The 13,913-nt window shown below is 74.4% G+C and carries 11 protein-coding genes; 4 read left to right on the top strand and 7 right to left on the bottom strand.

Going from position 1 to position 13,913, the window contains the following annotated elements:
- Positions 1-361: 361 nt before the first annotated feature.
- Positions 362-1,576 (top strand): MFS transporter, encoded by a 1,215-nt coding sequence (locus ACL02O_RS22495; protein WP_412820102.1) that lies wholly within the window; start codon positions 362-364, stop codon positions 1,574-1,576.
- 58 nt (positions 1,577-1,634) lie between these two features.
- Here the strand turns inward: ACL02O_RS22495 and ACL02O_RS22490 are convergent, their stop codons facing one another.
- Positions 1,635-1,832, bottom strand: a complete 198-nt coding sequence (locus ACL02O_RS22490; RefSeq protein ID WP_412820101.1) for a hypothetical protein — start codon at positions 1,830-1,832, stop codon at positions 1,635-1,637.
- Between the two features lie 107 nt (positions 1,833-1,939).
- Here ACL02O_RS22490 and ACL02O_RS22485 point away from each other — a divergent pair, with 107 nt between their 5' ends.
- Entirely contained in the window at positions 1,940-5,494 is a 3,555-nt protein-coding gene (locus ACL02O_RS22485; protein ID WP_412820100.1) for an ATP-binding protein, read from the top strand.
- A 6-nt stretch (positions 5,495-5,500) separates the two neighbouring features.
- Here the strand turns inward: ACL02O_RS22485 and ACL02O_RS22480 are convergent, their stop codons facing one another.
- On the bottom strand, positions 5,501-6,196 hold the full coding sequence (locus tag ACL02O_RS22480) for a lysophospholipid acyltransferase family protein (RefSeq protein WP_412820099.1): 696 nt from the start codon (positions 6,194-6,196) through the stop codon (positions 5,501-5,503).
- Between the two features lie 245 nt (positions 6,197-6,441).
- Here ACL02O_RS22480 and ACL02O_RS22475 point away from each other — a divergent pair, with 245 nt between their 5' ends.
- Both ACL02O_RS22475 and ACL02O_RS22470 read left to right on the top strand, forming a co-directional pair.
- Complete coding sequence (locus ACL02O_RS22475) at positions 6,442-7,281, top strand: DUF308 domain-containing protein (RefSeq protein WP_412820098.1); 840 nt, start codon at positions 6,442-6,444, stop codon at positions 7,279-7,281.
- Between the two features lie 161 nt (positions 7,282-7,442).
- Positions 7,443-8,861 (top strand): alpha,alpha-trehalose-phosphate synthase (UDP-forming), encoded by a 1,419-nt coding sequence (locus tag ACL02O_RS22470; RefSeq protein ID WP_412820097.1) that lies wholly within the window; start codon positions 7,443-7,445, stop codon positions 8,859-8,861.
- A gap of 23 nt (positions 8,862-8,884) precedes the next feature.
- On the opposite strand, the gene ACL02O_RS22465 is transcribed toward ACL02O_RS22470, so the two are convergent.
- The 5 genes from ACL02O_RS22465 to ACL02O_RS22445 all read right to left on the bottom strand — a co-directional run bounded on the left by ACL02O_RS22465 (position 8,885) and on the right by ACL02O_RS22445 (position 13,907).
- The gene (locus ACL02O_RS22465; RefSeq protein ID WP_412820096.1) at positions 8,885-9,709 is read right to left on the bottom strand and encodes an alpha/beta hydrolase; all 825 of its coding nucleotides are present in this window, start codon (positions 9,707-9,709) and stop codon (positions 8,885-8,887) included.
- 174 nt (positions 9,710-9,883) lie between these two features.
- Complete coding sequence (locus ACL02O_RS22460; protein WP_412820095.1) at positions 9,884-11,287, bottom strand: flavin-containing monooxygenase; 1,404 nt, start codon at positions 11,285-11,287, stop codon at positions 9,884-9,886.
- A gap of 104 nt (positions 11,288-11,391) precedes the next feature.
- On the bottom strand, positions 11,392-12,099 hold the full coding sequence (locus tag ACL02O_RS22455; RefSeq protein WP_412820094.1) for an endonuclease/exonuclease/phosphatase family protein: 708 nt from the start codon (positions 12,097-12,099) through the stop codon (positions 11,392-11,394).
- Entirely contained in the window at positions 12,096-13,043 is a 948-nt protein-coding gene (locus tag ACL02O_RS22450) for an ROK family glucokinase (RefSeq protein WP_412820093.1), read from the bottom strand. Before ACL02O_RS22450 ends, ACL02O_RS22455 begins: the two co-directional genes overlap by 4 nt.
- A gap of 72 nt (positions 13,044-13,115) precedes the next feature.
- Positions 13,116-13,907 carry a prolipoprotein diacylglyceryl transferase gene (locus ACL02O_RS22445; RefSeq protein ID WP_412820092.1) on the bottom strand — a complete coding sequence of 264 codons (792 nt, stop codon included), beginning with the start codon at positions 13,905-13,907 and terminating at the stop codon, positions 13,116-13,118.
- Positions 13,908-13,913: the final 6 nt, after the last annotated feature.

Raw genomic sequence — 13,913 nt, 5'->3', positions numbered from 1 at the left:
CCCCCTCCCCCCCCCCCCCCCCCCGTGACCGGGTTACGCGGTTCAGCGGGTCGGACCGACCCAGTAGCCGGGACCGATCCAGTAGCCGGGACCGGCCCAGTAGCCCGGACCGGCCCAACCGGTCGTCGTGCCGGCGCTGGTGTTCATCGAGGTGGACATCGTGCCTCCCTGGCTGTCGTCGTGGTCGCTCTTGCAGCACCGACGCTAGGCGAGGAGCGATCCCGACAAAATAGACATATGTGCATGAATCACTGGCTGAAGGGCCGTTGTCCAGCACGGTCGCCCGCTGCCAAGGTTGCCCGGCACGCCCCTGTCCCGGGGCCCCCATCGGACAGACCTGCCAAGCGAGGAGTTGACGGGCATGTCACTGATCCGCGGCAATGTCGCCTTTCGTCGTTACTGGTCCGCCCGCCTGGTCTCGTACGCCGGAGACCAGCTCGCGCGCACCGCCCTGCTGATCGCGACGTACGACGCGCACGGCGGCACCGCCGTCGCCCTGCTGCTGCTGGCCTCCACCGCGCCGAGGCTGCTCGGCCCGCTGCTGGGCGCGCTCGCCGACCGCTTCGACCAGCGCCGGCTGATCGTCTGCTGCGACGTCGGCCAGGCGCTGCTCTACCTGGCGGTGGCGCTGCTCATGCCGCCGCTGCCGGTACTGCTCGCGGCGGTCACCGCGGCGACCGTGGCGGCCACCGCCTTCACCCCGGCCGGCCGAAGCCTGCTCCCCCGGCTCGTCGACCCGGACCGGCTCCCGGCGGCGAACGCGCAGCTCGCGGTCGGCATGAACATCGGCTTCGCCGCCGGTCCCGCCATCGGCGGCCTGCTCCTGGCCACCGTCGGGCTGACCGCGACGCTGCTCGTCGACGCGGCCACCTTCGTCCTGTCCGCGCTGCTGATCGGCGGGGTACGCCCGCTGTCCGCGCCGGCGGCGGCCCGGACCGAACCGTTCCGCCAGGTGCTCGGCGCCGGGCTGCGCGTCGTGCGGCGCAGCGGGGTGGTCCGCGCGGTCTCGGTCGGGTTCCTGGTGCTGGTGACGTTCGCGGCCCTGGACAACCTCGCGGTGGTGCCCCTGGGCCGGACCGAGCTCGCGGCCACCGAGGTCATGATCGGCCTGCTCGGCACCGCGTACGGCGTCGGCATGGTGCTGGGGCCGGTGCTGCTGACCCGGACCGGCCGGCGGACCAGGATGGATCTGGTGCTCTACGCGGCCCTGCTCGCCCTCGGGCTGGGAACGCTGGCCACCGGCGTCAGCCCGGTGATCGGGGTCGCCCTGATCGGGCAGGCGCTGGCCGGAGCGGGAGCCGGTTGGCACCACGTCGCGGCGGACACCCTCATCCAGCAGAACGTGCCGACCGAGCGGCTGGGGGTGGTCTTCGGGACCGTATACATGTTCCCCTACGCGGCCGAGGTGCTGGCGTACCTGGCCGGGGCCTCACTGCTCGGGGCGATCGGCCCGCGCTGGCTGCTGGTCGTCTCCGGGGTCGGCATCCTGGCCACGCTGGCTCTGGTCGTACCGCTGCTCACCCGGGCCCTCGGCCCGCGCGTGCGACGCCGGGCCGCCGTCGCGGCGGTCGCCTGAACCGGGGCCGGGACGGATCGGTGGGGCCGGCGGGACGACCACCGGCCCCACCGGCCGGTCACTTCTCCGTGGTGTCGGCCGGCGGCGCGCTCGGGCCCGGGCCGATCTTCTGCGGGTCGGTCTCCTTGGTCGTGGTGGTCTTCGTGGTGTCGGTCGAACCAGCGCTCTGGCCCGCGGGCTGCTCTACCATGCCCTTCTCCTCCAGTTCGGCGAGGGTGACAGCGTCGACGTCGACCGTGTCTCCCGGAGCCCACACCGTCCCTCGTGGATCCCTCCAGGAGGCGGACAGCCGTACGTGCACGGCACTCTCCCTGTCTGCGAAACTTCCTGGTAAGGAAGACTAGACCCGGCCGATCAGCCGCGATGTCCCACCGACCCGTCGGGTACCCGACTGACCGGCCACGCGGGACACTGGGGAACCTCACGCGTACGGAGCTGGACATCGACCTCGCCTGTGGACACTGCTCCCGGACCGCCGGACCGGACGACCGATTCTGCGGCGGGTGCGGCCGGCCCCTCGCGGCGACCTGCCCGGGCTGCGGCCACGCCAACAGCGCCGAGGCGAACTTCTGCACCAACTGCGGCCGGCCGCTGCGCGATCACGCCGTCGCCGTGCAGGAGGACCGCCGCCAGGTCAGCGTGCTCTTCATCGACATCGTCGACTTCACCACGTACGCCGAACAGGCCGACCCGGAACAGGCGCGCGGGCTCCAGCAGGCGTACTTCGCGACGGTACGCCGGCTGGTCCACCAGTACGGCGGCGTGGTGGAGAAGTACATCGGCGACGCCGTGATGGCGCTCTTCGGCGCGCCGGTGGCGACGGACAACGACGCGCTGCGCTGCGTACGGGCCGGGCTGGAACTGCAACGGAGCCTGGCCCGGCAGCCCGCCGACCTGCACCCGCCGCTCGGCTTCCGGGTCGGCGTCGCCACCGGTGAGGCCCTGGTCGACCTCGCCGCGGCCCGGGACGGCGGCCAGGCGTTCGTCACCGGCGACGTGGTCAACACCGCATCCCGGTTGCAGGCGCTGGCCCCGACCGGCGGGGTGGTGGTCGACGAGAGCACCTGGGCGGCCACCCAGCATGAGATGGAGTATGCCGACCAACCGCCGGTGACGCTGCGCGGGCGATCCGCGGTGAGCCGGATCTGGCTGGCCGTCCAGGCCCGGCCCCGGCGGGACAGCCACGGCGCCGAGCTGACCCCGATGGTCGACCGGGACCACGAGCGGGGCCTGCTGCACAGCGCGCTGCACCGGACCGTCACCGAGCGCACCTCGCAGCTGCTGACCGTGTTCGGTCCGGCCGGGGTGGGCAAGAGCCGGCTGCTGCGCGAGCTGGCCCGGCACGCGGCGAACCTGCCCGGCGCGCGGGTGACCTGGCTGACCGGCCACTGCCCGCCGTTCGGGGAGAACGTCACGTACGCCGCGCTGGCCGACATCGTCCGGAGCTGGACCGGGCTGCCCGACTCCGACGACCCGGCCGCGATGCGCGAACGTCTGCGGGAGCGGCTGGGCGGGCTGACCGACCCGCACGCGGTACGGCTGGCCGAGGCGCTGGGCCCGCTGGTCGGCGTGTCCGGCGAACGGCTCACCTCCGCCGAGACCGAGGCGGCCTGGCGCCGATTCCTGCTCACCCTGGCCACGACCGGTCCGACGGTGCTCGTCTTCGAGGACATGCACTGGGCGGACGAGGCGATGCTCTCCTTCGTCGAGCAGCTCGGTGCGGCGGCCCGCAACGTACCCCTGCTGGTGATCGCGACCGCCCGTCCAGAGCTGCGCGAGCGGCACCCGGCGTGGACGGGCACGATCAGCGGCGCGATGTCCATCTCGGTGCCGCCGATGCACGACGGGGACATCGACATCCTCTACTCGCTGCTGCTCGGCCATGCCACCCTGCCGGCGAAGGCCCGCGCGCCGCTGATCGAGTTCGCCGACGGGAACCCGCTGTACGCCCAGGAGTACGCCCGGATGCTGGTCGACGGCGGGCTCGTCGACCGGACGCCGCACCTCGCGCCGCTCGACCCGGCCGGCGGCGCGGAGATGCCGCGTACCGTGCAGGCGGTCATCGCAAACCGGCTGGACCTGCTCGATCCGGCCGACCGTGCGGTGCTGCAGGCCGCCTCGGTGGTGGGCGTGCAGTTCTGGGCGGCACCGGTGGCCCTGGCCCTCGGCCGGCCGGCGGAGTGGGTGGAGCGGGCGCTGCACCGCCTCCAGCGCCGCGACCTCGTCTACGAGCTGCCCACCTCGACCATGCCGAGCCAGCCGGAGTACCGGTTCCGGCACATCCTGGTCCGGGACGTCTGCTACCAGCGGCTGCCCCGGGCGGAGCGGGTCACCCGGCACCAGCGCACCGCCGACTGGCTGGAACAGCTCGCCGACGGCCGGCAACACGACCTGGCCGAGGTGGTGGCCAACCACCGGTGGGCGGCGCACGAGGTCGGCCGCACGGTGGGCCTCGACCCGGCCCCGTACGCCCGGGTCACCCGGGCCGCGCTGCACCGGGCGGCCCGCCGGGCGTACGAGTTGCACGCGCTGGACACCGCGGCCACGCTGGTCGGCCGCGCGCTGGCGGTGGAGTGCGGGCCGGACCCGACCCTCGAGCTGCTCGAGGCCGAGCTGGCGTTCTACCGGGACCGCGACGGGTTCCTGGTCGGCGGGGGCGCACAGACGCTCACCGGGCTGGCCGACCGGCTGGCCGGCGCGGGCGACCTGCCCGGCGCGGCGAAGGCCTGGCGGCTGCTGGCCACCGCGGCCTGGGCCCGGGCCGACCGCTCGGAGACGCTGCGCTGCCTGGACCGGGCGATCCGGCTGCACGCCGGGTTGCCTGACAGCGAGGACAAGGTCGGCGCGCTGCTGGAGCTGGCCCGGGTGCACATGCTCGACGCGGAGGCCGAGCCGGCCTGCGCCGCCGCCGGAGCCGCCGTGGACCTGGCCGAGCGGCTGGAACTGCGCGAGGCGCGGGCGAACGCGCGCATCACCCTGGCCGTGGCGCGCTACCAGGCCGGCGTCGAGGAGGCGTACGCCGAGCTGACCGAGATCACCGAGGAGTGCCGGGTGGAGCGACTGACCAGCCGCCGGCGCGCGGTGCACAACCTGGCCTGGGCACTGCAGGAGGAGGGCGACCTGGCCGGCTCGGCCCGGCTGGTCGACGAGCAGCGGTCGCTGGACCTGGCCGGTGAGCACGGCCTGACGGTGAGCTTCGCCGACCAGTGGACCCGGTCGTACTACAGCGGCGACTGGCCGGCGGCGCTGCGGATGGCCGAGGGGTCGACGCGCCGCCCGACCGACGAGTGGGACCTGCACATCGTGGCGATCTCCGGCTGGATCCGTGCGCTGGGCGACGCGCCGCCCGGCGACGACGCCGGTCCCGACCTGGTGGACCAGGCGCTGGTCGCCGCCCGGCGCAGCGGCTTCCACCGGGTGCTCCGGTCCACCGTGGCCCACGCCGCGCTGTGCCGGGCGGTGCAGGGCCGCCGGGACGAGGCGCTGGCGCTGCTCGCCGAGCTCGACGCCGACTGGCGGCGGACCCGGATGATCCCGTTCGCCGAGTGGGTGCCGGCGGTCGGGCACGTGGCCGGGGTGCTCGGCGACGAGGCGGCCCGGCTGGTGCGCGACCTGCTGGCCCGCTCCCCGCGGGCGACCCGCTGGGCGCGCGCGGCCGGGCGGTCCGCCGATGCGGCGCTGGCCTGGCGGGACGGTGACGCCCGGCGGGCGGCCGGCCTGTTCACGGCGGCGGCCGACAGCTACGCCGAGATGACCGACGCCACCGACCATGTCATCGCGTCCGCCCTGGCGGTGGGGCCGCTGGCCGAGGCGGACCCGCCGGCCGCGGCCGAGACGCTCGCCCGGGTACGCGCCTTCGCCGAGCGGCACGCCGCCGCCGGCCTGCTCCGCCTCGCCGGGGCCGGCCGGGCCGGCTGAGCCAGGTCAGGCGGGAACGACCTCCCTCGTCGGCCGGCTCTTCGCCTTCTGCGCGTACATGTCGACGTACTCGCGGCCGGAGAGCTCCATCAGCTCGTACATGATCTCGTCGGTGACGGCGCGCTCGACGAACCGGTCGCCGGTCATCCCGGCGTAGCGGGAGAAATCGAGCGGGGCGCCGAAGCGGATCCTGACCCGGCCGAGGTTGGGAATGATCTGACCGGTCGGTTGGATGACGTCGGAGTTGAGCATCGCCATCGGCACCACCGGCGCCCCGCTCTCCAGGGCGAGCCGGGCCACCCCGGTCTTGCCCCGGTAGAGCCGGCCGTCGGGTGACCGGGTGCCCTCCGGGTAGATGCCCGCGATCCCGCCGGCCCGCAGCACCTTGAGCTGGGTGTCCAGCGCGGCTCGGGCGGCCCGCCCGCCGGTCCGGTCGACCGGGATGGTGCCGGAGCCGACGAAGAACATCTTCGTCAGCCAGCCCTTGATGCCCTTGCCGGTGAAGTACTCAGCCTTTGCGATGAATGTGACTTTTCGCTTGACGATGAGCGGAGTGAAGATCGAATCCGAGAAGGAGAGGTGATTGCTGGCCAGGATGACCGCGCCGGTGTCCGGGACATGTTCGAGCCCTTCGACCTGCGGGCGGAAGATCAGCCTCAGCAACGGGCCGAGGATGATGTACTTCAGCAGCCAATACAGCACCGGGGTCCTTCCAGGCGGGGGCGGTGAGGCCCACGGCCGCCGGGGAGCCGGTGGGGGCGCCGGGCACGCCCGGACCGCGCCCGGGGCGCCGTCGGCGAGCGGGAACTGTCGGGGAGAAGCCTACGAACCGGGAGCGGCACGCCACAACGCACTCCCGGAACCGGGCCCTGACGTGTCACGATTCAGGGCACGGCGTACGGGGCGCCGGGTCGGGACGCACCGAGGGTGCGGCGAGGAGGTGTCCGGTGTCAGCGGGTGGGCCCCGTCGGGGGCGGCGGGACAACGGGCTCGACGCGGCCGAGTACGCGGTCGCGGGCGATGTCGATCCGCGCGTCGGCGAGCACCTGCTCGACGTGCTGGCCGCGGGCGGGATCGCCGCATACCTCCAGCCCTCCGCCGATCTGAACCCGGTCACCCGGACCACCACGGTGCCGCCCCGCCCGGTCGACCGGCTCTACGTCGACCGCTCGCACCTGACCACCGCCCGGGACTACCTGACCCAGCTCGCCGACGAGGGCACCCCTGAGCCGGCCCGGGACGACGAGCCGGACATCGAGGCGGAATGGGCCAGGATCGTGGCCGGCTTCCACACCGCCCCGGCCGCCGGGAGCCACCCGTGGCCCGCCGCGGAGGACGTCGACGACCCGGTCGACCCACCCGGTCCCGCCGGCGCCGCCGGCGGTCGCGCGGAGGAGCCCGCCGGGCCGACCGCCACCGACGTGCGCCGGCTGCCGTACGCGGCGGACGTCTCCGGGGTCTCGGTGGGCCGCAGCCGGCACGACGAGCCGTCGCTGCTGGACGGGCTGGACACCTTCGGCGCCGACCTGCCGGACGACGAGGAGCACTACACCCCGCCGCCCCCGCCGCCGCTGCCCCGCTTCTCCAAGTACGCGGTCGTCGGCGTGCTCTGCATCGTGGTCGGGTTCGTACTCTTCCTCTCCCCCACCGTGCTGCCGGTGACCGACCCGTCGGTGGTGACGCTGCTCGGCTTCACCGGCATCCTCGCCGGCTTCGTGATGCTGATCTGGCGGCTGCGCCCCGGCGACTCGGAGGAGCACGACCCGGACGACGGCGCGGTGGTCTGACGCCCGCCCGGATGGCGGGACGGCCACCGACCCCGGGGTGTTGCGTAACAGAGGTGTAACTTACGGTCAGTAGTAATACCGCTGTACGTCACTTCCCGCACCGGCTGTCCGGTTTGCTCCTCGCTCCGGCGGCTGGTCCTCTGCAGATCGGAATGCCCGAGATGCGACAGAGTCCCCTCGTGGTGGTTGCCAACCGCCTGCCCATCGACGACAGTGTGGCGCCGGACGGCGCCTGCGAGTGGCGCCGCAGCCCCGGCGGCCTGGTGAGCGCCCTGCACCCCCTGCTCCGGCACACCCCGGCCACCTGGATCGGCTGGGCCGGTGGCACCGGACCGGCGCCCCACCTGCCCGACGTGGACGGCGTACGGATGCACACCGTGCCGCTCAGCGGCGACGACCTCCGCGACCACTACGAGGGGTTCGCCAACGCGACCCTCTGGCCGCTGTACCACGACGCCGTCGAGCAGCCCGAGTACCACCGGCGCTGGTGGGAGGCGTACCAGCGAGTCAACCAGCGGTTCGCCGAGGCCACCGCCGAGGTGGCCGAGCCGGGCGGCCTGGTCTGGGTGCAGGACTACCACCTCCAGTTGGTGCCGGGGCTGCTCCGCCAGCTCCGGCCCGACCTGCGGATCGGCTTCTTCCTGCACGCGCCGTTCCCGCCGCCGGAGCTGTTCATGCAGCTCCCCCGCCGGTCCGAACTGCTGCACGGGATGCTCGGCGCCGACCTCATCGGATTCCAGCGCGCCCAGGCCGCACACAACTTCGCCCAGCTGGTGACGAAGGTGCTCGACCTGCCCGCCACCGACCGGCGGATCGCCGTCGGCGACCGGGTGGTCCGGATCGGCGCCTTCCCGGTCTCCATCGACACCGCCGAGATGGCCGCGCTCGCCGCCCGGCCGGAGGTCGCCGACCGGGCCCACCGGCTCCGCCAGGACCTCGGCCGCCCCGAGCACGTCATCCTCAGCGTCGACCGGATGGACTACACCAAGGGCATCGAGCAACGGCTCAAGGCGTACCGCGAGCTGCTGGCCAGCGGGGACGTCAAGGTCCGCGACACCGTGCTGATCCAGGTCGCGGTGCCCAGCCGGGAGCGGGTCGCCCAGTACCAGATCCTCCGGGACCGGGTGGAGCACCAGGTCGGCCGGATCAACGGCGAGTTCGGCCGGGTCGGCGAACCGGCGATCCACTACCTCACCCAGCCCTTCGACCGGGCCGAACTGGTCGCCCTCTACCGGGTCGCCGACGTGATGGCGGTGACCCCGCTGCGGGACGGGATGAACCTGGTCGCCAAGGAGTACGTGGCCGCCCGGGTGGACGACACCGGGGCCCTGCTGCTCAGCGAGTTCGCCGGCGCGGCCGCCGAACTCCCCCAGGCGTACCTGGTCAACCCGCACGACCTGAAAGGGCTCAAGCACGAGCTGCTCCGGGCGCTACGGGCCACGCCGGAGGACGTCTCCGCGCGGATGCGGGCGATGCGGGCGTACCTGCATCACAACGACATCCACGCCTGGGCACGCTCATACCTGAGCGCGCTGGACGAGAGCGGCTCCCCGCTCAGCCGGCTCGTCACGACCGACTGACCGGGCTGTCCGGCACCGGGCGCTCAGCCGAGCGCCGGCGCCGGGTCCTTCTCCAACCAGTCCAGGATCGCGTCGACCGGCTCCCGCCAGCGGGCGTCGAGCATCAGGTCGTGCCCCATGCCAGGGAAGAGCAGCGGGGCCGAGGCGTACCGGCGGGCGGCCCGGGTCAGCGCCGCCGCCGGCACCACCCGGTCGTCGGGGCTGCCCAGCACCAGCACCGGCGGCCGGCCCACCGCCGGCTCCGGCTGCCGGCCGACGAGCAGCTGCCACTGCGCCCGCCGGCTGGCCCGGCCCAGCCGGGAGACGTACCGGCGGGCGTCGGCGTCGGGCAGCTCCCGGCTGAACAGCTGCCGGCGGTTGAGCCGCAGGCCGGCGCCGAAGACCGCCGGCAGGGTGCCGACCGGGTTGCGCCGCAGCGCGGTGCCGAACGTCGCCCAGCCCCCGAGCACCGGCGCCACCAGCACCGCCGCCCGGGCCGGGTAGCGGGCCAGCGCGTGCGCGACCACCCGGGCACCGGCGCCGTGCCCCACCAGCACCGCCTGCCGGGGCAGGGCCGCCGCCGCCTGGACCACGTCATGGGCGTACGCGCGCAGCGTCGCGCCCGGCGCCGGCTCGCTGCCGCCGTGCCCGCGCAGGCTCAGCGCGTACGCCGGGAAGCCCCGGGAGGCGGCGTGCTCCAGCCAGTGCTCGGCGAACGCCCACGCCCCGTGCCCGAAGCCGGGCACCATGAGCAGCGGCGGCTTCGCCTGCTCCAGCTCGGGTACCGCGGCGAGCAGCTCGCGGCGGGCCGGGCGCTCCGGCCGAGCCCACTCCCACGCCCGGACCACCCGGACCCGCTCCGCGCTCACCGTGCCTGCCTCTCGTTCGCGACTGCGGGGCTCCGCTGCGCTGCACTCCTCGCGCTCACCGGGTCCCACCTTTCGTTCGCGACTGCGGGGCTCCGCCGCGCTGCACTCCTCGCGCTCACCGGCCCCACCTTTCGTTCGCGACTGCGGGGCTCCGCCGCGTTGCACTCCTCGCGCTCACTTGCCCTCCAGGTCGTACAGGGCGCGCTGGAGCGCGCGCAGGTAGTCGGCGTGCCCGACCTCGAACCAGTGCCGCGTGCTGTCCTTCACCTTCGCCGAGTACCGCTCGCCGAGGCCGGCGGCGACCCTGCGGCCGAAAGCGACGGCCCGCTCCGGCCGGCTGGTCCGCAGGGCGAGCAGCCGGGCGAAGAGCACGCTCTGCCAGTGCGAGATGGCGAAGATGCCGGAGTCCGGCTGCACCAGGCCCACCACGGCGAGGGTGGGGTGGCCGGCGGCGAAGGCGTTGAGCCAGAGCCGGGGCCGGCCCGAACCCTCCTCGTCGCCGAGCACCCGGCCCTCCAGGAACTCGAAGCGGGGCAGGTAGCCGGTGGCGAAGACGACCAGATCCGGGTCGATCTGCCGCCCGTCGGTCAGCTCGACCGCCCGGTCGTGGAACCGGGCCACGTCCGGCACCGGGGTGATCTCGCCGTGGCCGACGTAGTAGACCAGCTGGCTGTTGGCGATCGGGTGGGTCTCGTACACCCGGTGGTCGGGCTTCGGCAGGCCGAACCGGGTCAGGTCGCCGACCGTCAGTCGGAGCGTCGAGTGGTAGAGCCACTGCCGTACCCGCAGCGGCACCCGCAGCGCGAGCAGGGTGTCGTTGACCTGGTCGGCGGGGCGGCCGAGGACGTACTTCGGGGCGTACCAGTAGCCGCGGCGGGTGGAGTGCCAGCAGCGGGACGCCTGCTGGGCCGCCTCGACCGCGATGTCGCAGCCGGTGTTGCCGGCGCCGACCACCAGCACCCGCTTGCCGCGCAACTGGGCCGGGTCCTTGTAGGACGAGGCGTGCATGACCTCGCCCCGGAACTGCTCCAGCCCTTCGTACCGGGGCAGCTTCGGCGACCAGTTGTGCCCGTTGGCCAGCACCACCGCCGCGTACCGGGAGGTGCGCTCCGGGCCGTACCCGCCGGTGCTGCGGGTGGTGACGTCCCAGCGGTCGCCCTCGACGGGCTCCACGCGGATTACCTCGGTGCCGAACCAGATGTGCTGGCGCAGGTCGAAGTGGTCGGCGTAGCGCTCGAAGTAGGACAGCAGTTGCGCGTGGTGCGGGTAGTCCGGCCAGTCGTCCGGCATCGGGAAGTCGGGGAACTGGGTGAACGGCCGGGAGGATATGAGGTGGGTGCTGGCGTACACCGGGCTGCGGTCGTGCCGCCAGTTCCAGGCGCCGCCGACGCCGGTCTCCCGCTCGTAGCAGTCGACGCCGAAGCCGTGCTCGCGGAGATTCTTCACGGCGGCGAGGCCGCTGGCGCCGGCCCCGATGACGCAGACGGTGTCGCCCCGGTCGGAGACCGGGCGGCCGTCCCTGGTCAGGGCGACCGTCGTGTCCGGATCGGGGCGGCCGAGATCGGTGGAGGAGGACACCGGGACATCTCCTTTTGTGCGGCACGCGTGCCGGGTCGGTGCGAAATCCTGCCGACAATGCCCGCCGTTGTCCAGCCCCGGCGTGGGGCCGGCGGGCGGGTGGCTCAGCCGGCGGCGGGCAGCAGCAGGTCGACCAGGACCGGGAAGTGGTCGCTGGCCCGGCGGGTCCGCGGGGTGTCGACCACGTCGTAGTCGACCACGGTGATCCGGGGGTCCACGAACAGGGCGTCGATGCGCCGGTGCGGGTTGGCGCAGGAGTAGGTGTGCCGGTCCGCCCGGTCGGCGGCCACGGCGGCGTCGGTCAGTCCCGCCGCGACGGTCCGCCACGCCGAGCCGTCCGGTCCCTCGTTGAGGTCGGCCCCGGCGACCACCGGCAGCGTGGCGGCGGCCAGTTCCCGCTTGAACGCCGCCGCCTGGGCCGGCCGCTCCGCCGGGTCGGTGGACAGGTGGGAGCCGGCCAGCAGGAACCGGCTCCCACCCACCAGGCAGTCGGCGTACGCGGCACCCCGCAGATGACGTCCGGGGGTCAGCGGGTAGCGCTGGCAGCGGGTGTCACGCACCCGCACCCGGAGGCTGGTGAGCAGCAGGTTGCCGAGCGACGGCAGGCCGCCGGCCGCAACCACGAGGCCGAACGAGTCGGCCAGCGAGGCGCACTTCTGCCGCCACCGGAACCGCCGCGGCCCCTCCTGGACGATCACCACGTCGGGGGCGGCCGCGCGGACCACCTCGGCCAGCGCGGCCGTGTCGTCCCGCTGGCTGTGGATGTTGTACGACACCACCCGCAGCGGCACCCCGGCCCCGTCGGGGTTCACAGGCGCCGGGCGAGGTCGGCGGCGCCGATGACCCCGGCGCTGTTGCCCAGCTCCGCGGGCCGGATCTCGGCCACCGGGAGGCGGCTGCGCTGGGCGAGCGCCTCGCGGTACGAGCGGCGGGCCGGGCCCATCAGCAGGTCGCCGGCGTCGATCACGCCGCCGCCGACGACCAGCACCTGCGGGTCCAGGATCTGCGCCATGTCCGCCATGCTGGTGCCGAGCCAGCGCCCGACCTGGGCGAACGCCTCGGCGGAGACCGGGTCCCCGCCCTTGGCGGCGGCGGTCACCATCGGGCCGGTGACCGCCTCGGCCTCCCCGCCGGCCAGCTCCAGCAGGGCGGTGGCCCGGTGCGGCTCCTGGCGGGCGGCGGCGCGGGCGAACCGCACCAGGGCGCTGCCGCTGGCGTACTGCTCGATGCAGCCGAGCCGGCCGCAGCCGCACTGGTGCCCGTCCGGCACCGTGAGCATGTGTCCCAGTTCGGCCGCGATGCCGTTGGCCCCGCGGAGCAGGTCCCCGCCGAGCACGATGCCGCCGCCGACGCCGGTGCCGATGGTGAACATGACCATCGAGTCGTCGGCGTCCCGGGCCGCCCCGTAGCGGAACTCCGCCCAGGCGGCCACGTTCGCGTCGTTCTCCACGATCACCGGCAGGCCGGTGGCGTTGCTGACGTACTCGCGCAGCGGCTCGTCACGCCAGGCCAGGTTGGGGGCGAAGAGGACGGTGGAGCGGGAGGCGTCGATCCAGCCGGCCGCGCCGATGCCGACCGCCTCGACGGTACGGCCGGTGGCCAGCTCGGCGACCAGCTCGATGATGGTGTCGCGGGTCTTGGCCACGTCGTCGGCGGGGGTGTCCCGTCGCGTCTGCACGAGAACCCTGCCGGTGTCGTCCACGACACCGCCGGCCACCTTCGTGCCACCGACGTCGACTCCGATGGTCAGCGTCACCGCTGCCACTCCCCTCTGCTGTGCTGCCCGACATCGGCCGAACCGGCCGCGCGATGTCGGGATGATCGGTGGTCAGGCCCCGTCGCCTGGTGCGTCCTCGCCCACCTCGCCGGACACCCGCGAGGCGGGCACCACGGGCCGGCCGGACGGCGGCCGGGTCGTCACCGGCGCGTCCGGCCCGGCGGCGTCGGCGGGCGGCTCCGACAACTCCGGCTCGGCGTGGCTGCCGCCACGCGGCGACCTGGAGCCGTCGTCCGACAACTCCAGCTCGGCGTGGCTGCCGCCACGCGGCGACCTGGAGCCGTCGACGGCACCCGGACCGGCCGCGCTCTCCCCCCGGGTGGCGGCGGACCACACGTCCTGCTCGGGTGCCGGCTGAGAATCATGCCCGGTACGGGTGGCCTCGCGCCACACGTGGTCTCCCGCCGGGGTTCCGACGGTCGCTTCGCCGGCTTCTCCGGGGTCCGGCGTACCGGCCGGTGCGGTGGGCTCGGCGGGGGCGAACGCGCGCAGCAGACTGGCCACCCCGGCGGCCAGGTCACCCGCGCCGGTGGCGAGCCGCTCGGCGAATTCCGGACTCGGATCCCGCAACGCCGCGATACCGCGACAGACCGGGCAGACACAGCATTCGGGCGATCCGGTGGCGAAACCCGCGCCGGCCGAGGCGCCACCGGCGGACCCGGCCGCCCGGTCGCCGGAGCCCGCCCCGCCGGGGGTGTGACCGAGGACACCCGAGAGGATCCCACCGAGCGGACCCCAGGGTCCCGCCCCGGGCGCGGCGGTGGCCAGCCGGCCCGCGGCCAGCAGCATGGCGACGAGGCGCTCGGCCTCTTCCCGGGCCGAACCCGGATCAGTGGTGCCCATGGGTCG

Source organism: Micromonospora mangrovicola (assembly GCF_047200535.1).
Lineage (GTDB): Bacteria > Actinomycetota > Actinomycetes > Mycobacteriales > Micromonosporaceae > Micromonospora.
This window is presented reverse-complemented; position numbering and strand designations above follow the sequence as displayed.

Coding starts and splice junctions, on each gene's coding strand:
- ACL02O_RS22495 (WP_412820102.1), top strand. CDS start 362: ATGTCACTGATCCGCGGCAATGTCGCCTTTCGTCGTTACTGGTCCGCC.
- ACL02O_RS22485 (WP_412820100.1), top strand. CDS start 1,940: ATGTCCCACCGACCCGTCGGGTACCCGACTGACCGGCCACGCGGGACA.
- ACL02O_RS22470 (WP_412820097.1), top strand. CDS start 7,443: ATGCGACAGAGTCCCCTCGTGGTGGTTGCCAACCGCCTGCCCATCGAC.
- ACL02O_RS22445 (WP_412820092.1), bottom strand. CDS start 13,907: ATGGGCACCACTGATCCGGGTTCGGCCCGGGAAGAGGCCGAGCGCCTC.